A 19,261-nucleotide genomic window follows, 5' to 3' on the forward strand; every position below is an offset into this window, starting at 1 on the left:
CCGTCCGCCGGGCGGACGGGGCTGCCCGGTGTGCGCGGCGGGAGAGGGCTGCCCGGTGTGCCCGGAAGCGATGCCCGCCGACCCGGTCCGGACCCGCGCGGGGCCGCAGAGGCGGGGTGCGGCCAGATGCCTGATGGTGCCGTCTCTCCGAGCGCTGTGCCCGGTGGTGCTGTCCCCGAGCGCTCGGGGACCGCTGAGCGGCGCCGAGGCCAGGGGCCCCGCGGTGGTGCTCCGCGGGGCCCCTGGTGTTCTGCCGGGCGTCGTGCGCGCTACCGGATGGCCTTGATCAGCTCTCCGTTCGCGGTGTCGCCGCTCAGCTCCCAGAAGAAGGAGCCGGCGAGACCCTGCTGCGCGGCCCAGTCGCCCTTGGCGCCGATCGTCTGCGGGGTGTCGTAGCTCCACCACTGGTTGCCGCAGTGGGCGTAGGCGGTACCGCCGACCGTGCCGGTGGCCGGGCACTTGCTCCTGAGGACCTTGTAGTCCTCGATGCCCTGCTCGTAGGTGCCGGGGGCCGGGCCCGTCGCCGTGCCGCCGGGCTGCGACTGCGTCACTCCGGTCCACCCGCGGCCGTAGAAGCCGAGGCCGTACAGCAGCTTGCTGCCGGGTATGCCCATGCTCTTGAGCTTGGCGATGGTCGCCTGGGTGTTGAAGCCCTCCTTGGGGATGCCCGAGTAGGAACTCAGCGGCGAGTGCGGTGCGGTGGGACCCTTCGCGTCCCAGGCGCCGAAGTAGTCGTAGGTCATCGGCATGTACCAGTCGACGTACTGGGAGGCCGTCTTGTAGTCCGTGGCCTCCATCTTGCCGCCGGGGGAGGCGTCAGCGGTGATGGCTGCGGTCACCAGTTTGTCGCCGAACTTGGCGCGCAGCGCCTTCATCAGGTTCCCGAAGGCGTTCCGGCCGCTGGTGTCGCAGCTCAGTCCGCAGGCGTTGGGGTACTCCCAGTCGATGTCGATGCCGTCGAAGAGCCCCTTCCAGCGCGGGTCGTCGAGCAGGTTGTAGCAGGACTCGGCGAACGCCTCCGGGTTCTCGGCAGCTTCGGTGAAGCCCTTGGACCAGGTCCAGCCGCCGAACGACCACAGCACCTTCAGGTCCGGGTGCTTCTTCTTGAGCTTCAGGAGCTGGTTGAAGTTGCCGCGCAGCGGCTGGTCCCAGGTGTCGGCCTTGCCGTCGACGCTCTGCGCGGCGGTGTAGGACTTCTCGTAGTCGGCGTAGCTGTCACCGACAGTGCACTTGCCGCCCTGGACGTTGCCGAAGGCGTAGTTGATGTGCGTGAGCTTGTCCGCCGAGCCGGAGGTCTCGATGTTCTTGACGTGGTAGTTGCGCTGGTAGACGCCCCAGTTGGTGAAGTATCCGACCGTCTTTCCGCCGACTGCCGACGGTGCCGCGACGGAGCCGTGGCGGTTCTCGTCCGCGGTGGGACGGGGACCGGCGGAGGCCGTGGCCGAGAGCAGTGTCGTGGTCAGCAGGGCCGCGCACAGTGCACCCAGGAAGGCGATGAGTCCGCGGCGGCGGGAGCGTTTGGTGCGTGGGGAGTGCTGGCTGTCCGATCCGAGCATGGTCACCTCGCGTGTGGGGTGCGGAGGGTGTGGGGGGTGGCGCCGGTCGTACGTTCGGGGAATGTAGATGGACTAGACCAGTCCGTCAATGGTTCGGACCAATTTCGATGCCTGGTGCCGCGCCCGACGCTTCTTCGCGATCACCGAGCGGTTCACACCCCTACGCCGGTGACGTGCGGCGCTCGATCGGGCATACTCCAACTCGCCGCAGCCGCTGGTCAGCCACCCTCGCGACCCGACGGTGCAGTATCACGGCAGGGGCAGCGGCACCCCCGGTCCGCCAGCGGGCCGGTGTCCCTCGGCGACCCGCCACACCCCGGCGCCGGTCGCCGCGATTCCTGACCCGAAGGAGAGCGCGCCATGCCCAAGGACGGTCCGCAGCCGGTGGAACGCGACCTGCCCACGGACGAGTCACGCGACCTGCTGGGGCTCGTCCGCGACCTGGTGCAGCGGGAGATCAAGCCCGTCGCCGCGGAGCAGGAGGCCGCGGGTGTCTTTCCCCGCGAGACCTTCCGGCTGCTCTCCGAGGCGGGGCTCCTGGGCCTGCCCTACCCCGAGGAGTACGGCGGCGGGAGCCAGCCGTACCAGGTCTACCTCCAGGTCCTCGAGGAGCTCGCCGCCGCGCGCCTCACCGTGGGGCTGGGCACCAGCGTGCACTCGCTCTCCTGCCACGGTCTGGCGCACTTCGGGAGCAAGGAGCAGCGCACCGAGTGGCTGCCCGACATGCTCGGCGGCGGCCTGCTGGGCGCCTACTGCCTCTCCGAACCGTCCTCCGGCTCGGACGCCGCCGCACTCCGCACCCGGGCCGTCCGGGACGGGGACGACTGGGTACTGAACGGCACCAAGGCGTGGATCACCCACGGCGGCGTCGCCGACTTCTACACCGTGCTCGCCCGGACCGGCGGCGAGGGGGCGGGCGGTATCACCGCCTTCCTCGTCCCCGCCGACGCCCAGGGGCTGAACGCGGCGGCCCCCGAGCACAAGATGGGGCTGAACGGCTCTCCCACCGCGCAGCTCCACCTCGACGAGGTGCGGGTCCCCGACACCCGCCGGCTCGGAGACGAGGGCCAGGGCTTCGCGGTCGCCCTCTCCTCCCTGGACTCGGGCCGCCTGGGGATCGCGGCCTGCGCCGTCGGCGTGGCACAGGCGGCGCTGGACGAAGCGCTGGCCTACACCGCCGGACGCGAGCAGTTCGGCCGCCCCCTCGCGGACTTCCAGGGGCTGCGCTTCATGCTGGCCGACATGGCGACCCGGATCGAGGCCGGGCGCGCTCTCTACCTGGCGGCCGCCCGGCGGCGGGACGCGGGGCAGCCGTTCTCGCGACAGGCGGCGATGGCCAAGCTGTTCTGCACGGACGCCGCCATGGCCGTCACCACCGACGCGGTGCAACTCCTCGGCGGGTACGGCTACACCACGGACTTCCCCGCAGAGCGCTACATGCGCGAGGCCAAGGTCCTCCAGATCGTCGAGGGGACCAACCAGATCCAGCGCATGGTGATCGCCCGGCACGTGGCGGGGCCGGAACGCAAGAGCTGAGCGGGCCCCGAGCAGGCCCTGAGCAGGTCCTGGCCCTGAGCGGGCCCCGAGCGGGCACGAGAGCCGAGCGCCCGGGACCGGGACGTCGGCCCGTGGTTCCACCGGCCCCCGGTTCCGGTTCCGGCTCCGGGGTGAACGGGCGTGACCCGCGGGCCGGTCACCGACGGCGGCGGTCGCCGAGCCGACCGCCGCACGGTGCGGCGCTCCTCACCCGCGGGCGGCGTCCCAGACGTCCTCGGCGACGTCCTTGCTGAGCGCGACTCGCACCAGCCCGGCGGCCAGCGGAGCCAGCTCGTCCTCCGGCACCATGTCGGCCAGTGCCTCCGCGGACCCCGGCAGCCCCAGCCGCTCCGCGCCCTGCAGCGCCTTCGGGTCCAGCCAGGGCCGGTACTCGGGCCACACCGCCTGGGCCTCGCGCAGGAAGATCGACGCCCCCAGCGGGCCGATACCGGGGATCTCGCGCAGCGCGGCCGCGACGTCGCCGCTCCGCCGCATCCTGCGCAGATCGCCGCCCCACCGGTCCAGCAGCAGTTCCGCTCCCCGGCCGAGCTGGGTGGCGGTGCGCTCGTCGTAGCGCCGGTAGCCGCCCTCGCCGAGTGCGTCGACCCGTTGCTGCCAGGTGGCCTCCGCCATCCGCCGCGGGTCCCGCATTCCGGCCCGCGACAGCGCCCGCGCGGCGGCGACCGCGATGTCCGCACGGATGCGGGCGCTCAGCAGCAGGGAGAGCACCAGAAGGCGGTAGAGCGGCTGTGGAGTGTCACGCAACGTGATTCCGGCGTCTTCCGCGTAAGTGTTCCCGTGCCGCCGCAGCAGCTCCCGTACCACGGCCTGCTGCTGGTCCCGTTCGGTGCGACGGCGGTCCCGTTCGGTGCGGCGGTCGGTCGCGGCCGTCCTGCTCTTCGTGCGGGTGTTCGCCATGATGCCTCCTCGGCCCCCGAGGTTCCCAGCCGCGCGCGATCCACGCCGGGCCCGCACGTGTGAGCGTAGCGCGCGGGCGGGGCTGTGCGCTGGAGCGATCACGCTGTGTCGTCCTCCGGCCCGGTGGGTGACCCGCCATGTCCGGGGCCGGGCCCGCCATGTCAGGAGCCGGTCCCGGCGCCGGACGTCCGGCACTCCCCTCGGCGCCGGGCAGCGGTGGGGAGGGCCGTGGCCCGTGCGGTGCCGGTGCGGCGGTCGTGCGCAGCGCGCCGGACCGGGTCGCGGTGCGCGGCCGCCTCCGTGCGGACGGACCGCTCGCCTGCGGCGGTCCGGGGCGCTCCGCTACGGGGCAGTGGCCGACGCAGCCGAACAGCCCCGCCGGCACGGCGTGTTGCGTCCGCCGTGCGGCTGTGTCGCGTTCCCCGGGGGAACGCCGAGCGTGCGGTCTGCGACGCCCGCTCCGGGCGAGAGGGCCGCGGCGGCGTGCCGTGCCGACCTGCGCGCGTGGCAGGCGTGCGCCGCGCCGCACGGGCGGCGTGGTGTGTTCGCGTCCGGCGGCCGGGTTGGCCGGACGCGCACTCGACAGGCGGGGTGCGGACGGCCGTCGGCGGACCGGCTGTTCAGCGGGGAGTCGGTGCCCCGGCGGCGGGGTCTGCCGACGGGGACCGGGGTCGCTCGTTCCGTACCTCGGTGTGCCGGTCGGTCACTCGGCGCCGACCGGAACCGGTCGGCGGTCGGGGCGGCCCGCGTGCGAGAACGGCTGGGTGCGCCAGTCCAACCCCTCGGGAAGGGTGAGCAGTTCGCTGACCGCGCATCCGCGGGTCTCGCTGTCCCAGGGTGCGGCCTCGCCCACCGGGTGACCGGATCCCTGGCACACCGTCAGGCCGAACGGATCCCAGGGGGAGGCACACAGCCCGTGCCGCGGCAGCTTCTCCTCCTGCGCGAACACCGCGATCGCCTGGCGGCATTCGGGGCATTTGACGCGGAGACCTTCGTACATCTCGTCCTCGGCGACCGGTCCGGACAGGTCGATGGGGGTGTTCGGGCCGTCCGGGGGAGCGGCCGCTTCGTCCGGTCGCGCCTCGTCGCGGTGCGTCTCGCTCCGGAGAGCGCTTCGCGGGCGAGTGGACTGGGCGGATTTCGTCGTGCGCATGTGATCCCCCTTGATGGAACGGCCGGGCGACTGGGCTCCGGCCACAGCAAGCACTTCCCGTCGTGCCGCGCGCATAATCACTCTGCACGGGAGCACGCAGATGCATAAGTGTGGCCTTGGTCACATACTTAGCACTTGGGCATTCGCTGCCGCGTCCGGTGGGCCCGGTGCGCCGTCTGCGTGCGCCGGAGCATTTTCCGCTGCGGCGGGCGCGCGAGGGCAGTACGGTGATCCGCTGTGGAGGAACTCGACCGTCAGATCGTGGAACTGCTCGTCAAGGACGGGCGGATGAGCTATACCGACCTGGGCAAGGCCACCGGCCTGTCCACCTCGGCCGTGCACCAACGGGTGCGCCGTCTCGAACAGCGCGGCGTCATCCGCGGCTATGCCGCGCTGGTGGACTCCGAGGCGGTCGGCCTGCCGATGACGGCGTTCATCTCGGTCAAACCGTTCGACCCCAGCGCCCCGGACGACATCGCGGACCGGCTCGCGGACGTGCCCGAGATCGAGGCGTGTCACAGCGTGGCGGGGGACGAGAACTACATCCTCAAGGTGCGCGTGGCCACGCCGATCGAGCTGGAGCACCTGCTGGCCAGGATCCGGAGCCTGGCGGGGGTCTCCACCCGCACCACGGTCGTGCTGTCCACCCCCTACGAGGCGCGTCCGCCCCGCATCTGACCGTCCCCGGGCCCGGAATCCGCCGGGGACGGGGCTGGGCCGGACCCGGGGCCGGGGCGGCTGGGCCCGGGACCCTGCCCGGAGGGAGCCTCCTCCCGGATCCCGGGGGCCGTCCCGGCCCCCGCGCGCCGGGGAGCCGCCGGGAGGCGGGAGACTGTCCCCATGACCGAGCGCACGACCCCCTCCCGGCCCCGTACCGTCCTGCTGCGCGAGGGCGAGGTGCACAGCCCCGCCGACCCGTTCGCGACCGCGATGGTCGTCGAGGGCGACCGCATCGCCTGGGTCGGCTCGGAAGGGGCCGCCGACTCGTTCGCCGAGGGCGTCGACGAGGTGGTGCACCTCGACGGCGCACTGGTCACCCCGGCCTTCACCGACGCGCACGTGCACACCACGGCGACCGGTCTCGCGCTGACCGGGCTCGACCTGTCGGGAGCGCCCACGCTGGCCGACGCGCTGGCCCGGGTGCGCGCGTACGCGCGGGCGCGGCCGGACGACCGGGTGCTGCTGGGCACCGGCTGGGACGCGCACGCCTGGCCCGAGCAGCGCCATCCCGGCCGTGCCGAACTCGACGAGGCGAGCGGCGGGCGGCCCCTGTACCTGACCCGGGTCGACGTGCACTCCGCGCTCGTCAGCACGGCCATGCTGGACCTGGTCCCCGGCATCACCACCCGCGAGGGCTACCGGCCCGACGCGCCGCTGACCGGCGCGGCGCACCACGCCGTGCGGGAGGCCGCGCACGGCACGCTCACCGCCCGGCAGCGCTCCGAGGCCCAGCGTGCGGCCCGCGCCCGCGCCGTATCCCTCGGCATCGGCTCGCTGCACGAGTGCGCGGGCCCGGACATCTCCGGCGAGGAGGATCTGCGCGGGCTGCTCGCACTGGCCGCCGAGGAACCCGGTCCCCGCGTGCACGGGTACTGGGCCGAACTCGTCACTTCGGCAAAGGAGGCGGCCCGCGTCCGGGAACTCGGCGCGGTCGGGGCCGCGGGCGACCTGTTCGCCGACGGGTCTCTGGGCTCGCACACGGCGCGGCTGTGCGCCCCCTATGCGGACGCGCCGGACACCCGCGGCAGCGCTCTGCTGGACGCAGACGCGGTGGCGGTCCACGTCGCCGCCTGCACCGAGGCGGGGGTCCAGGCCGGTTTCCACGCCATCGGGGACGCCGCCGTCCAGACCGTCACCGACGGGGTGCGGCGTGCCGCCGAGAAGGTGGGCACCGCCCGGGTCCGCGCGGCCCGGCACCGTGTCGAGCACGCCGAGATGCTCACCGCCCGCACCGTCGCGGACTTCGCGGACCTCGCGCTCACCGCCTCGGTGCAGCCCGGGTTCGACGCGGCCTGGGGCGGCGCGGACGGTATGTACGCGCGCCGCCTGGGGGCCGAGCGCGCCGCCACGCTCAACCCCTACGCAGCGCTGCTGCGGGCCGGTGTCCCGCTCGCACTCGGCTCCGACAGCCCGGTCACCCCGCTCGGGCCCTGGGAGGCCGTCCGTGCCGCGGCCTTCCACCGCACCCACGACCACCGGATCTCGGTGCGCGGCGCCTTCACCGCGCACACCCGCGGCGGCTGGCGTGCGCTCGGCCTGGACGACGCCGGCGTGCTGGTCCCCGGCGCGCCCGCGGACTACGCGCTCTGGCGCACCGGTCCGCTGGTGGTGCAGGCGCCCGACACCCGTGTCGCGAACTGGTCCACCGACCCGCGCTCCGGCACGCCGGGGCTGCCCGACCTGACGCCGGGCGGTCAAGTCCCCGTCTGCCTGCGGACGGTGGTGGGTGGACGCGAGGTCTACGCACGGCCGGACGAGTGACATAGCGGACGGCGATACGGCCGAACGAGACCCCCTCCGCTCGGCACCGGGACGCCGTCGGGTCCGCACTGACCTGGGATTTCACCGAAACACCCCAGGTAACTCGGCTGTTGACAATGTTTGCCCGGAGCCCGGTAGGTTCGGCGGCGTCCACCACAGGACGTCCGACCGGGGAGCTTCCGCGCTGTCGTCGAACGCCGCTGGGCCACGGGGTGGTGTACCGCACCGGCGCACCACCACTGCGAGCCAGGTCCAGCGCCCGCGGCACGGGGACAGATGGTTTCCGCCGGTCGGCGGGTGTGACCCGGGACGGGGCCCGGACGCTCAGTAGACAACGGCTTTCGGACGATCCGCAGCCAGCGGGTCCCAGGTCGGCCCGAAGGGCACCGGGCCCCGATCCGCAGACAGCGACCCGAACCGGGTCGCGCGCCCACTGGTGACGTTCCGCGACACGTCGGCTACTGTCCCGTGCTCTTCTCCGGTGCCCACAGCGGCGTTCCCCTGGATTTCCGCTGCTTTACGGTCCCGCGCCCCGCGCAGCCCCCCGCGCGTTGTACCGTCACCACACACCACCGCACGACCTGCTAGGAAGGCCGCGACCTTGGCATCGGGCCCCGACACCACCTCCGCCTCCGCCCCGGACGGCTCCCGGGAGCGGAAGGCGGCACCCGCCGCGCAGCGCACCGCCCCGGAGGGGCCGGCGCGCGCGAGCAGCGCCGACACGGGCAGTGACGTTCCGCCCGACGACGGCGCAGCCCCGGAGACCCGGGGCGCCCGCCCGGGGCGGATGCGCCGGCTGGCGGCGCTCGCGCGACGCGAGGCCGGTCGGTCCGCGCTGGCCGCACTCGGCGGGGTCGCCCTGGCGTTCGCCTTCCCGCCCTACGGGATCTGGCCGCTCTCGCTGCCGGCCGTCGCCGCGCTCAGCCTGCTCACCCGCGGCCGGACCGGCCGCCAGGGCGCCTGGCTCGGATTCGCGTTCGGCTGGCCCTTCTTCATCGTGCTGCTCAAGTGGCTGCACGTCGTCGGCTGGGACGCGGTCATCGGACTCGCCTTTCTGCAGAGCCTGTTCGTCCTCGGGCTCGGAGCCGGGCTGGCGGTCACCGCGCGGCTGCCCCTCTGGCCGCTGTGGGGCGCCAGCCTGTGGCTGACCGAGGAATTCCTGCGCGACCGGCTCCCGTTCGGCGGCTTCTCCTGGGGGCGGCTGGCCTTCGCCAACACCGACTCCCCGTACACCCCGCTGGCCGCGCTCGGCGGAGCCCCGCTGGTGTCCTTCGCGGTGGCCCTGACCGGCACCCTGCTGGCCGCCGTCCTGCTACGGGGCCTGCGACTGCGCTCCGCCGCGGCCCGCACCGGCCGCGCCTACGCCACCGGGTTCGGCGCGCTCGCGCTCGCGGGTGCCGCCACCACGGCCGGTCTCGCGGTACCGGTGCCGACGAAGGCGGCCGACACGGTGCGCGTCGCCGTCGTGCAGGGGAACGTCCAGCAGCCCGGCATGCACTTCCTGGGCCGCCCGATGCAGATCCTCAACAACCACGCCGAGGCCACCCTCGACCTGGCGAAGCGGATCGAGCAGGGCAAGGAGCCCCGGCCCGACCTGGTGATCTGGCCGGAGAACTCCTCCGACCTGGACCCCTACACGTACCCGGAGGCGGGTGACCGCATCGACCGGGCCGTCAAGGCGGTCGGCGTCCCCGTCCTGGTCGGTGCCCTGGTCGACCACCCGACCAAGGAGGGCTACGTCGAGAACCAGGGCATCGTCTGGGACCCGCAGAAGGGGCCCGGCGCGTCCTACACCAAGCAGCACCCGGTCCCCTTCGGTGAATACGTCCCCTTCCGCGACCAGCTCAGCAAGGTGATCACCCGCCTCCAGCAGGTGCCCCGCGACTTCTATCCGGGCGACCACACCGGCGTGCTGCAGACCGGCCCGGCGCGCCTCGGCGACGTGATCTGCTTCGAGGTCGCTTACGACGAGATCCCCCGGGACACCGTCAAGGACGGGGCGCGCGCGCTCGTCGTCCAGACCAACAACGCCACCTACGGCCGCACCGGGCAGCCCGAACAGCAACTGGCGATGTCCAGGCTGCGCGCCGTCGAGCACGGCCGCGCCGTGGTGACCGCGGCGACCAGCGGCATCAGCGCCATCGTCGCGCCCGACGGCACCGTCCAGCAGCGTACGGACGAGTTCACCCAGGACGTGCTCACCGGGGAGCTCCCGCTGCGCGACGAGATCACCCTCGCCGACCGCGTCGGTGCCGCTCCCGAATGGGTGATCGCTATCGTGGGCGTGCTCGCCTGCGCCGGAGCCTGGCTCCTGGGCCGCAGACGGCGCGGCACCGGTGCTCAGGACCGTACCGCGCCCGACACGGCCGGTGACGGGGACGGCACCGACAAGCAGGACCGACAGGCTCAAGCGGAGGGGCAGCACCAGTGACGGACGGCGGACAACGGCGGTACGGCCCGCTGGGAACGGCCCTGGTCATCATCCCGACCTACGACGAGGCCGACAACATCCGGCCCGTCGTCTCCCGGGTGCGCGAGGCGGTGCCCGAGGCGCACGTCCTCGTCGCGGACGACAACAGCCCCGACGGCACCGGGAAGATCGCCGACGAGCTGGCGGCCGAGGACGGCCACGTCCACGTCCTGCACCGCAAGGGCAAGGAAGGGCTCGGCGCGGCCTATCTTGCGGGCTTCCGCTGGGGCATCGACAACGGCTACGGCGTCCTGATCGAGATGGACGCGGACGGCTCCCACCCGCCCGAGGAGCTGCCCCGGCTGCTGACCGCGCTGGGCGGCGCCGACCTGGTGATCGGCTCGCGCTGGGTGCCGGGCGGCCGGATCGTCAACTGGCCCAAGTCCCGGGAGTTCCTCTCCCGCGGCGCCAGCACCTACTCGCGGCTGCTCCTGGACGTCGACGTACGGGACGTGACGGCGGGCTTCCGGGCCTTCCGCAAGGAGACCCTGGAGGGCATCGGCCTGGACTCCATCGCCTCCCAGGGCTACTGCTTCCAGGTGGACCTCACCCGCCGCACGGTGCACGCCGGATACCACGTGGTGGAGGTCCCGATCACCTTCGTCGAGCGCGAGCGCGGCGACTCCAAGATGAGCCGGGACATCATGGCCGAGGCGCTCTGGCGGATCGCCGCCTGGGGGGTCGAGGGCCGGGTCAAGAAGGTCCTCGGCCGAGCGGAGCAGCGCAGGGGCGGCGACGGGGACGGCCGCCCGCCGAGCTGATCCCGGGCCTACGCGGCAGCAGGCACACTGGAAGCATGACGACGCGCGCACCCTTTTCCCACGGACTTCCGCACGGACCCGGGAGACAGGAGCCCGGCGGCGCAGCCGGCGGCCCGGGTGGCGGGACGCGTTCCGAAGGGGGCCCGCAGCCCCGGCGGAACCGGCCGAGGGGCCGCACCCTGCTGCCGCTGGCGGTCGCGCTGTGGGCGGTTCTGGAGATCTGGCTGCTGACCCTGCTGGGTCAGGCCGCAGGCGGGTTCACGGTCTTCCTGGTGCTGGCCGGCGGCTTCGTGCTCGGCGCCGCGGTGATCAAGCGAGCCGGGCGCCGCGCCTGGCGCAACCTCGCCGAGACCGTCCAGCGTGCCCAGGACCAGGCACGTACCGGAGCCGAGCCCTCCGGTGAGGCCGCTGCGGAGGGCCGGGGCGGCAACGGGACGGCCATGCTGGGCGGGCTGCTGCTGATGATCCCCGGGCTGCTCTCGGACGCGGTCGGGCTGCTGCTGGTCCTCCCGCCGACGGGCAAGCTGCTGCGCGGCGCGGTGCAGCGCTCCCTGGACCGCCGCAGCGGCTTTGCGCCCGGCACCCTGGGCGACGCCTACCAGCAGGCGCGCACGGCCGAGCAGCAGGTGCGGATGCACCGCCCGGACGGCAAGGTCGTCCAGGGCGAGGTCGTCCGCGACGACGAGCCACAGGAGCGCGAAGGCGGGCAGAGCGGAAGCTGATCGCCGCTCGCGCGCCCCTCTCGCGAGACACGCGCCGGTGCTCGCGCGGCTCGGGGAGCGCGCAGAAGTCCTGGCACGTGCAGGAAGACGCCCGGGCGTCCGCGAAGGCCCCGGCCGTCCCGGAGGCCCCGGCCGTCCCGGAGGGTCCCGGTGAACGGGGCGCAAGAGAGTCCCGGTGAACGCGCAAGAGGGCCCCGGCCACGCTGTGAACTGCGTGGCCGGGGCCCTCCTGCTGCGCTCCGGAACTCTCAGGAGCGCAGGGTCGTCAGGCGGACTTGCGCTTGTTCCCGCCGTCGTCTCGGGGGTGCACCGCGAGGTTCATGGTGCCGGAGCGCAGCACGGCGAGCCGCTCGGCGAGAACTTCCTCGAGCTCCTCACGGGTACGCCGCTCCATGAGCATGTCCCAGTGCGTGCGCGCGGGCTTGCCCTTCTTCTCCTCCGGACCCTCGCCGTCCACCAGGAGTGCCTGTGCACCGCACACCTTGCACTCCCACTCGGACGGAATCTCGGCCTCTACCGAGAACGGCATCTCGAAACGATGTCCGTTCTGGCATGCGTACTCCACGGCCTGGCGCGGGGCCAGGTCGATGCCGCGGTCGGTCTCGTAGCTGGTCACCACGAGTCGCGTGCCGCGAAGAGCTCGCTCACTCATGAATTCGTGCCTCCCGGGCTGGTCGCCCACAGGACAGGTGTCGCTGTCGTCGTCATCCGGTCAACGTCCGGCTGCCGGTGAAGATTCCCGCAATCGGGAGATCGCCCACCCTTCACGCACCTCCAACCTGACGGAAGGCTGCGCGCCGCTGCTTCGTGCCGCCGCTTCGTTGATCTGCGGTACCCGCCGGTGACCGGTTTGTCACAATTGGCAGAAGATGTCACCCACTGTTCGCATCTCTTCGGCGCGCAGTAACGGTCCATCCCGGTGGGCCAAAGGCGTACACTACCGGTCCGGCACCCACACGTCTAAATCCGGTCCGGAGCGACGTTGCCCACTGCCGCCGCCGCTCGCTGTACGGGTACCCGCAGCAGCAGTACGAAACCGAGCGCGAAGAAGACCACCAGCGACAGGATCGCGTTCCGGTAGTCCCCCGAGAGCTGGTACGCCAGCCCGAACACCAGCGGTCCCAGCCAACTGGTGCCGCGGTCGCTGATCTCGTACAGCGCGAAGTACTCCGCCTCCTTGCCGGCCGGCACCAGGTGCGAGAAGAGCGAGCGGGACAGCGCCTGACTGCCGCCCAGCACCAGGCCGATGCCCACCGCGAGCGCGTAGAACCACAGCGGGTCCTCCCGCGGCAGGAAGTATCCCGCGCTCACCGTCGCGGTCCACGCCACCAGCGACCCCAGGATGGTCCGCTTGGCTCCGTAGCGGGCGGCGAGCCGGCCCAGCAGCAGCGCGCCCGCCACCGCCAGGACCTGCACCAGCAGGATGGCGCCGATCAGCGTCGTCTGATCCAGGCCCAGCGCCTCCGATCCGTAGACCGACGCCTGGGTGATCACCGTCTGGATGCCGTCGTTGTAGAGCAGGTAGGCCAGCAGGAACAGCAGCGTGAGCGGATAGCGGCGCAACTGGCGGAACGTTCCGGCCAACTGGCGGAACCCCTGCCCGGGTCCGCTGCGCCCGGAGCCCGCCGCCGGGCGCACTGCCGGGCGCTCCCGCAGCCGCAGCAGCGGTACGACAGTGAAGACGGCCCACCACACCCCGGCGGAGGACAGGCAGATCCGCACCGCCGTCGACTCCGCGACGCCCAGCGCCTCGTGCCCCAGGAACAGCCCGAGGTTCGCGACCAGGACCAGCGCGCCCGACCCGTAACCGAAGGCCCAGCCGCGCGAGGAGACCGCGTCGCGCTCCTCGGGCGGGGCTATCTGCGGCAGGAAGGCGTGGTACAGCACGATGGAGACGGCGTAGCTGACGTTCGCCACCACCAGCAGCACGCCGCCCAGCAGATACCGGTCGCCGTCCAGGAAGTACATCCCGGTGGTCGCCCCGGCACCCAGGTAGGCGGCGGCACCCAGCAGCGGCTTCTTGCGCCCCGTGCGGTCGGCGAAGGCCGCCGCCAGCGGCATCACCAGCACCGACAGCAGGACGGAGGCCGAGACCGCGTACGGGAAGAAGGAACCGGCCCGCACCGGGATGCCCAGCGGGTGCACATAGCCGTCCGCGTCCGCGGCGGCCTCGGTGACCGAGGTCAGATACGGGCCGAGGAAAACGGTCAGCACACTCGTGGAGAACACGGAGTTCGCCCAGTCGTAGAAATACCAGCCACGCTGTTCGCGGCGGCGCTCCCGCAGCGGGGCCGCGTCCCCGGATCCCGTGCCCTCCTGCGGCGCCCGCGGCGCATCCGGTGCGACCGTTCCCATCCCCGTTCCTCCCCGTCGGCCCGCCGTGCGGGTTCCTGACCGGCGGCGCGGGGGCCGAGCGCCTGCACCGCCGGTGCCGGGAGACTACAGCCCGTCGTGGGCGGTCCGGTGTGCCGCCGGGGACGCGGTGCGGGGCCGGTGCCGTCCGGGCGGCGCGGTTCAGTCCGGGGGCCAGGAGCCCCGTGCGTCCAGCACCTCGCGCAGCATCTCCAACTCGTCGGTCATGATCCCGTCCACGCCCAGGTCCAGCAGCGCCGCGGCGCGGACGGGGTCGTTCACCGTCCAGACGTGCACCCGCAGGCCCCGCGCGTGCGCCGCCCGCACGAAGGCGCGGTCCACCACCCGGACCGGCCCGTGCCGTTCGGGCACCTGCGCGCATCCGGCGCCGGACGGCAGCCGCCACGGGAGCCGGCAGGAGCGCAGCCGCAGCGCGAGCACTCCGCGGGTGCCCAGCGAGGTCAGCAGCCGCGGCCCCGCCAGTGCCCGCGCCCGGGCCACCCGCGCCTCGGCGAAGGCGCCCACACACACCCGGTCCCATGCGTTCTCGGCCGCCAGCAGCTCCAGCAGCGGGGCGAGCGCCCCGTCCGACTTCACGTCGATGTTCCAGCGCGCACCGGGGAACGAGCGCAGCAGGTCGGCGAGGAGCGGGACCGGCTCGCGCCCGGCCACGCGCGCCCGGCTCACCTCGGCCCAGCTCAGCTCCGCGAGGCGGCCCCCGCTGCCGGTGGTGCGGTCCAGGGTGGTGTCGTGGAAGGCCACCAGGGCGCCGTCCGCCGTGGTGTGCACGTCCGTCTCCAGGTAGCGGTAGCCCAGCTCCACCGCACGGGCGAAGGCCGCGTGGGTGTTCTCCAGGCCGGCCGCCGCGCCGCCGCGGTGCGCGAAGGCCAGCGGCACGGCCGAGTCCAGGAAGGGGTGGCCGGGGCGGCCGCGGGGATCTCTCGCTCTCGTCACTGCGGCAGTATCGCCGCAGCCGCGCCCGTCCGCCGTCGGCTCACCGCCTGCGGTCCGCCGGCGCACCGCCGCGCGCTTCCTTCCTGCCGCCGCCGGCCACCACGTGCGAGCCCCCGGCGCCGCCCGGCACGGCGAAGAGGCGGAGGAAGAACTGGGCGAGGGGGCCGATCGCCAGCGCGTACAGCACCGTGCCCGCACCGGCCGAGCCGCCCAGCAGGATGCCGACGACCAGGACCACGAGCTCGATCGCGGTCCGCACCAGCCGGATCGAGCGGCCGGTCACCTTGTGCAGCCCGGTCATCAGGCCGTCGCGCGGTCCCGGTCCGAACCGGGCCGAGATGTAGAGCCCGGTCGCGGCGCCGTTCAGCACCACGCCGCCCACCAGGAGCGGGATCCGGTAGGCCAGCGCCTCCGGGTGCGGGAGCAGCCACAGCGTGGCGTCCATGGACAGGCCCACCAGGAAGACGTTGGAGACGGTGCCCAGGCCCGGGCGCTCGCGCAGCGGCCACCACAGCAGCAGCACCGCGGCCCCGGCGATGATCGCCACGGTGCCGATGGACAGTCCGGTGTGCTCGGCTACGCCCTGGTGGAGGACGTCCCAGGGGTCCAGCCCCAGCCCCGCGCGCACCATCAGCGCCGCACTCGCCCCGTACAGCACCAGACCCACGTAGAGCTGCGTGAGCCGACGGACCAGATGCCTGTCAGAACCCCTCGAATGGGACAAAGATCTACCCCTTCTCGTGTCATTGGACTGTCTCGTGGCACTCTGTGGCATGGAAGCAGGCCATTTGAACGGCCAATCCAGGAGAGGTGGACCGCAAGATGGCGCACTGGAACTCCGCCGTGGGGGCCGCTCAGCTCGCGCGGCTCCTCGGCTCGCAGCACAGCGTGCGACGGGAAGGCCCCGGAGCGGCCCGCCCGACCGCGGCCGCAGCGGACCCGGCAGCCACCGTCGAAACCCCGGGCACGGGCCTCGGCACGCACCCGGCACAGGCGGTCCGCAAGCTGCCCGCCTACCGCTCGCTGGCCGAGGGGCTGCGGATGCTCGTCCTGGAGGGGCGCATCCCCGTCGCCACCCGGCTGCCCGCCGAGCGGGAACTGGCCGCGGCCCTCTCGGTCAGCCGCACCACCGTGGCCGCCGCCTTCGAGGCGCTGCGCTCGGACGGGTTCCTGGAGTCCCGCCGGGGCTCGGGGAGCTGGACGACCGTGCCCGCGGGCAACCCGCTGCCCACCCGCGGCCTCCACCCGCTGCCGCCGGAGAACGAGGGCACCGTCATCGACCTGGGCTGTGCCGCGCTGCCCGCCCAGCCGGTGATGAACGAGGCGTTCGGCAGCGCCCTGGAGGCGCTCCCGCCGTACGCGCACACCCACGGCGACTACCCGGCCGGGCTGCCCGTGCTCCGCGAGGCCCTCGCCGAGCGCTACACCGCACTCGGCGTGCCCACGATGCCGCAGCAGATCATGGTCACCACCGGTGCGCTGGGCGGCGTCGGCGCCCTGACCCGGATGCTGGTGCCGCGCGGCGAGCGCATCGCCGTCGAACACCCCTCGTACGCCAACGTCCTGCAACTCCTGCGCGAGACCGGCGGCCGGCTCGTCCCCGTCCCCATGGCCGACGACCTGGCCGGCTGGGACCTGCCCACCTGGCACCGCACACTGCGGGAATCCGCACCCCGGCTCGCGTACGTCGTCGCCGACTTCCACAACCCCACCGGTGCGCTGGCCGGCACCGAGCAGCGCCGCGAACTGGTCGCGGCGGCCCGCGCCTCGGGGACCGTGCTGATCGCCGACGAGACCATGGCCGACCTGCCGCTGGGCCCGCCCGGCGCCACCGGCACGCCGAGCACCGGCTCCCCGGGCCTGGAGATGCCGCGGCCGATGGCCGCCTTCGACCCGGGCGGCTCGGCCGTCATCACGGTCGGCTCCGTGAGCAAGTCCATCTGGGCCGGGATGCGGATCGGCTGGATCCGGGCCGCACCCGAGGTGATCCGCGGCCTCACCGCCGCGCGCGCCTACGTCGACCTGGGCAGCCCCGTGCTCGAACAGCTCGCCGTGGCCGAACTGCTGAATGGGACGGGCTGGGAGCAGGCCGTCACCGAGCGCCGGGCCCGGGCCCGGGAGAACCGCGAGTCGCTGACGGCGGCGCTCCGCGACCACCTGCCCGACTGGGAGTTCACCGTCCCGCACGGCGGCCTCACCCTGTGGGTGCGTACCGGCGGCCTGTCCGGATCCCGGATCGCCGAGGCCGGTGAACGGCTCGGGGTACGTGTGCCCTCCGGGCCGCGGTTCGGGGTGGACGGCGCCTTCGAGGGATTCGTGCGGCTGCCCTTCACCATCGCCGAACCGCTGGCCCGGGAGGCGGCCTCCCGGCTGGCCGCCGCCGCCGAACTCGTGCGCTCCGGGGCGCCCACCCCCTCCGACGTGCCGCGTTCCTACGTGGCCTGACGCCTCCTCGGCGGACTGCCCCTGCCGCCCTGCGGGAGGGGACGGGCCCGTGTGCGGGACCGGCGGGTCCTCGCGGCCGGGAGCCGGGACGGAGCTGCCGGGCCTCCTGCTGGACCTGCGAGCCTGCGAGATCTGCGAGGTCCTGCGAGATCTGCGAGACCGACGGGACTTACGAGAAGGGACCGGCGGGCGGGAGCGGTACCGTCCCGCCGGACTCCCGCGGTTCGCCGTACGCGGCGGCCGCCGCCTCGGCCGCCGCGGGCCCCGCCGGTTCCCGCACCGGGGTGCGCACCGATGCGGGGAGCAGCTCCTGGACGGCGATCCGGTCGGCCTCGTCCGCGGTCTCGTCCCGCGGATCGGGGGTCGCGGGCACCTGGAGCCGCAGCACCGGTCCGTCGCCCAGCCGCGCGAAGCCCCGGCCCCGCGGCACCTCGGCGGCCGGTCCTGTGGCCGCCGGTCCCGTCTGCGGCGCCCGGCCCAGCACGCCGCCCGCCTGCCCGGGGGTGACGGCGCCCAGCACCACCCGGGCGCGGGTGCAGGCGAGGACCGCTTCGGACAGCTCGTCCAAACCGTCGAACTGCTCGGCCACCGCCACGGCCACCCCCGCGGCGCGGCCGTGCCGCAGCGGGGTCCGCAGCAGCTCCTGCGGGTCGGCCAGGCCCCGGGAGCGGGCGAGGTGGCTGAGGACGGCGGGCCGGTCCACCAGCACGCACAGCGGTCGGGGCGCCTCCTGAGGCGAGCGTGCGCCGCGCTGCCGCGAGCGGCCCGCCGCCAGCAGCCGCCGTTCCGTCTCGCGCGCCGCCCACTCCAGCGCGGCGAGCGCTCCGGGCAGGGTGGACTCCACCCCCAGCACCCCGTGCCGAGCCGCGAAGGCGGCGAACTCGCCGCCCCCGTCGCCGTCCACCAGCAGCACCTCGCCGCGGCCGAGGGCCTGGAGGGCGAGCGAGCGCAGCAGTGTGCTGGTGCCGGCCCCGGGGGTGCCGACAGCCAGCAGGTGCGGCTCGGCCGAGCGCGGCCCGGTGCGCCAGACCACCGCCGGTACGTCGAGCTCGCCGTCCTCGCTGTCCTCGCTGTCCTCGCCGGAGAGGCGGACGGGCAGGGTCCTGCCGGTCTCGTCGCCGTCCGTGAAGCCGAGGACGGCCTCGCCGGGCGCGGTCCGGAACGGCTGGGCACGGATTCCGCAGGGCAGGGGTTCCAACGCCGTCATCTCCAGCAGGTTGCACTCCTCGTCCCAGCAGAAGCGGTACTCGCGGCCACGGCCCGTCTTGGCCGCCAGCAGGTGTTCGAGCCGCAGCCGCTCGGCGGGTTCGCTGTCGCGGAACGAGGTCGGATAGCGCAGCAGCAGGCCGCTGATCCGTCCGTCCCGGAAGGCGAACTCCTCGAACGCGCGCTCCCATCCGCCGTCGGACGCGTACAGCGGCTCCGCAGGAGCGGCGCCCGGCGGCGCGAAGTACGGCACCAGCGCCTCGTACAGCGCCTGCAGCCGCGCCCGCTGCGCCTCCGTGGGAGCTGCGCGAGGCGGTGCGGGTCCGGCCTGCCGTCTCCCGTACCAGGCGGTCGAGCCCAGCAGCGCGATCCCGGCCAGGACCGGCCCGTAGGGCAGCAGCCAGAGCAGCACCCCGCTCGCGGCGACGGCGAACAGCGTGGGACCCCGCCGTTCCCGTGGTGTGCCCAGCCACCAGTTCCGGCCCTTCGCGGCCAGGTGGCAGGCCCCCCTGCCGAGTACGAGCAGCGGGTGCAGCACGTCGAGCGCCGCGTCGGTACCGGCACGCACGGACGTGCGTGCGTGCCGCCGTGACGGTACCGCCCACCGCCCCACACCCGCTCCTCCCGGCCCGCTGACTGATGCTCGGACCCGCCGGCCTCCCGGGCCGTCGGCCCTCCGCCCGGCTCGCCGCCGTGCGGACTGCGGC

The 19,261-nt window shown here is 74.0% G+C and carries 15 protein-coding genes; 7 read left to right on the forward strand and 8 right to left on the reverse strand.

What is annotated here, in order from left to right:
- Positions 1 to 269: 269 nt before the first annotated feature.
- Positions 270 to 1,556, reverse strand: a complete 1,287-nt coding sequence (locus tag BMX65_RS27045; protein WP_075002974.1) for a glycoside hydrolase family 18 protein — start codon at positions 1,554 to 1,556, stop codon at positions 270 to 272.
- Positions 1,557 to 1,916: 360 nt separating this feature from the next.
- Between BMX65_RS27045 and BMX65_RS27050 the strand changes: the two genes are divergently transcribed.
- Positions 1,917 to 3,092 carry an acyl-CoA dehydrogenase gene (locus BMX65_RS27050; protein ID WP_075002975.1) on the forward strand — a complete coding sequence of 392 codons (1,176 nt, stop codon included), beginning with the start codon at positions 1,917 to 1,919 and terminating at the stop codon, positions 3,090 to 3,092.
- A gap of 207 nt (positions 3,093 to 3,299) precedes the next feature.
- On the opposite strand, the gene BMX65_RS27055 is transcribed toward BMX65_RS27050, so the two are convergent.
- Together BMX65_RS27055 and BMX65_RS27060 are read right to left on the reverse strand one after the other, a co-directional pair.
- On the reverse strand, positions 3,300 to 4,010 hold the full coding sequence (locus BMX65_RS27055) for a hypothetical protein (RefSeq protein WP_079172107.1): 711 nt from the start codon (positions 4,008 to 4,010) through the stop codon (positions 3,300 to 3,302).
- 703 nt (positions 4,011 to 4,713) lie between these two features.
- Positions 4,714 to 5,163 (reverse strand): hypothetical protein, encoded by a 450-nt coding sequence (locus BMX65_RS27060; RefSeq protein WP_079172113.1) that lies wholly within the window; start codon positions 5,161 to 5,163, stop codon positions 4,714 to 4,716.
- Between the two features lie 237 nt (positions 5,164 to 5,400).
- Between BMX65_RS27060 and BMX65_RS27065 the strand changes: the two genes are divergently transcribed.
- The 5 genes from BMX65_RS27065 to fxsA all read left to right on the forward strand — a co-directional run bounded on the left by BMX65_RS27065 (position 5,401) and on the right by fxsA (position 11,597).
- Positions 5,401 to 5,841 (forward strand): Lrp/AsnC family transcriptional regulator, encoded by a 441-nt coding sequence (locus tag BMX65_RS27065; protein WP_019356223.1) that lies wholly within the window; start codon positions 5,401 to 5,403, stop codon positions 5,839 to 5,841.
- 162 nt (positions 5,842 to 6,003) lie between these two features.
- Positions 6,004 to 7,644: an amidohydrolase gene (locus BMX65_RS27070; protein WP_075002976.1), complete on the forward strand. Its 1,641-nt coding sequence runs from the start codon at positions 6,004 to 6,006 to the stop codon at positions 7,642 to 7,644.
- A 601-nt stretch (positions 7,645 to 8,245) separates the two neighbouring features.
- Positions 8,246 to 10,075 carry an apolipoprotein N-acyltransferase gene (gene lnt / locus BMX65_RS27075; RefSeq protein ID WP_075002977.1) on the forward strand — a complete coding sequence of 610 codons (1,830 nt, stop codon included), beginning with the start codon at positions 8,246 to 8,248 and terminating at the stop codon, positions 10,073 to 10,075.
- On the forward strand, positions 10,072 to 10,875 hold the full coding sequence (locus tag BMX65_RS27080; RefSeq protein WP_075002978.1) for a polyprenol monophosphomannose synthase: 804 nt from the start codon (positions 10,072 to 10,074) through the stop codon (positions 10,873 to 10,875). Before lnt ends, BMX65_RS27080 begins: the two co-directional genes overlap by 4 nt.
- A gap of 35 nt (positions 10,876 to 10,910) precedes the next feature.
- Entirely contained in the window at positions 10,911 to 11,597 is a 687-nt protein-coding gene (gene fxsA, locus BMX65_RS27085) for an FxsA family membrane protein (protein ID WP_239501880.1), read from the forward strand.
- Between the two features lie 265 nt (positions 11,598 to 11,862).
- On the opposite strand, the gene BMX65_RS27090 is transcribed toward fxsA, so the two are convergent.
- The 4 genes from BMX65_RS27090 to yczE form a co-directional block, all read right to left on the reverse strand.
- Entirely contained in the window at positions 11,863 to 12,249 is a 387-nt protein-coding gene (locus BMX65_RS27090) for an RNA polymerase-binding protein RbpA (RefSeq protein ID WP_075002979.1), read from the reverse strand.
- Positions 12,250 to 12,557: 308 nt separating this feature from the next.
- Positions 12,558 to 13,952 carry an MFS transporter gene (locus BMX65_RS27095; protein WP_239501881.1) on the reverse strand — a complete coding sequence of 465 codons (1,395 nt, stop codon included), beginning with the start codon at positions 13,950 to 13,952 and terminating at the stop codon, positions 12,558 to 12,560.
- Positions 13,953 to 14,111: 159 nt separating this feature from the next.
- On the reverse strand, positions 14,112 to 14,903 hold the full coding sequence (locus BMX65_RS27100; protein WP_075003026.1) for a glycerophosphodiester phosphodiesterase family protein: 792 nt from the start codon (positions 14,901 to 14,903) through the stop codon (positions 14,112 to 14,114).
- A 40-nt stretch (positions 14,904 to 14,943) separates the two neighbouring features.
- Positions 14,944 to 15,678, reverse strand: a complete 735-nt coding sequence (gene yczE / locus BMX65_RS27105) for a membrane protein YczE (protein ID WP_239501882.1) — start codon at positions 15,676 to 15,678, stop codon at positions 14,944 to 14,946.
- 47 nt (positions 15,679 to 15,725) lie between these two features.
- Between yczE and yczR the strand changes: the two genes are divergently transcribed.
- Positions 15,726 to 17,348 carry a MocR-like transcription factor YczR gene (gene yczR / locus BMX65_RS27110; RefSeq protein ID WP_075003027.1) on the forward strand — a complete coding sequence of 541 codons (1,623 nt, stop codon included), beginning with the start codon at positions 15,726 to 15,728 and terminating at the stop codon, positions 17,346 to 17,348.
- A 169-nt stretch (positions 17,349 to 17,517) separates the two neighbouring features.
- Here yczR and BMX65_RS27115 read toward each other — a convergent pair whose 3' ends face one another.
- Positions 17,518 to 19,167, reverse strand: a complete 1,650-nt coding sequence (locus BMX65_RS27115; RefSeq protein WP_075002981.1) for a hypothetical protein — start codon at positions 19,165 to 19,167, stop codon at positions 17,518 to 17,520.
- Positions 19,168 to 19,261 lie beyond the last annotated feature (94 nt).

This window comes from Streptomyces qinglanensis, assembly GCF_900111245.1.
Classification (GTDB): Bacteria; Actinomycetota; Actinomycetes; order Streptomycetales; family Streptomycetaceae; genus Streptomyces; species Streptomyces qinglanensis.

What these genes read in the sequence shown, in the direction of transcription:
- BMX65_RS27045 (WP_075002974.1), bottom strand. Translation starts at nt 1,556, where the DNA reads ATGCTCGGATCGGACAGCCAGCACTCCCCACGCACCAAACGCTCCCGC.
- BMX65_RS27055 (WP_079172107.1), bottom strand. Translation starts at nt 4,010, where the DNA reads ATGGCGAACACCCGCACGAAGAGCAGGACGGCCGCGACCGACCGCCGC.
- yczE (WP_239501882.1), bottom strand. Translation starts at nt 15,678, where the DNA reads ATGCCACAGAGTGCCACGAGACAGTCCAATGACACGAGAAGGGGTAGA.
- yczR (WP_075003027.1), top strand. Translation starts at nt 15,726, where the DNA reads ATGGCGCACTGGAACTCCGCCGTGGGGGCCGCTCAGCTCGCGCGGCTC.
- BMX65_RS27060 (WP_079172113.1), bottom strand. Translation starts at nt 5,163, where the DNA reads ATGCGCACGACGAAATCCGCCCAGTCCACTCGCCCGCGAAGCGCTCTC.
- BMX65_RS27050 (WP_075002975.1), top strand. Translation starts at nt 1,917, where the DNA reads ATGCCCAAGGACGGTCCGCAGCCGGTGGAACGCGACCTGCCCACGGAC.
- fxsA (WP_239501880.1), top strand. Translation starts at nt 10,911, where the DNA reads ATGACGACGCGCGCACCCTTTTCCCACGGACTTCCGCACGGACCCGGG.
- BMX65_RS27070 (WP_075002976.1), top strand. Translation starts at nt 6,004, where the DNA reads ATGACCGAGCGCACGACCCCCTCCCGGCCCCGTACCGTCCTGCTGCGC.
- BMX65_RS27095 (WP_239501881.1), bottom strand. Translation starts at nt 13,952, where the DNA reads ATGGGAACGGTCGCACCGGATGCGCCGCGGGCGCCGCAGGAGGGCACG.
- BMX65_RS27090 (WP_075002979.1), bottom strand. Translation starts at nt 12,249, where the DNA reads ATGAGTGAGCGAGCTCTTCGCGGCACGCGACTCGTGGTGACCAGCTAC.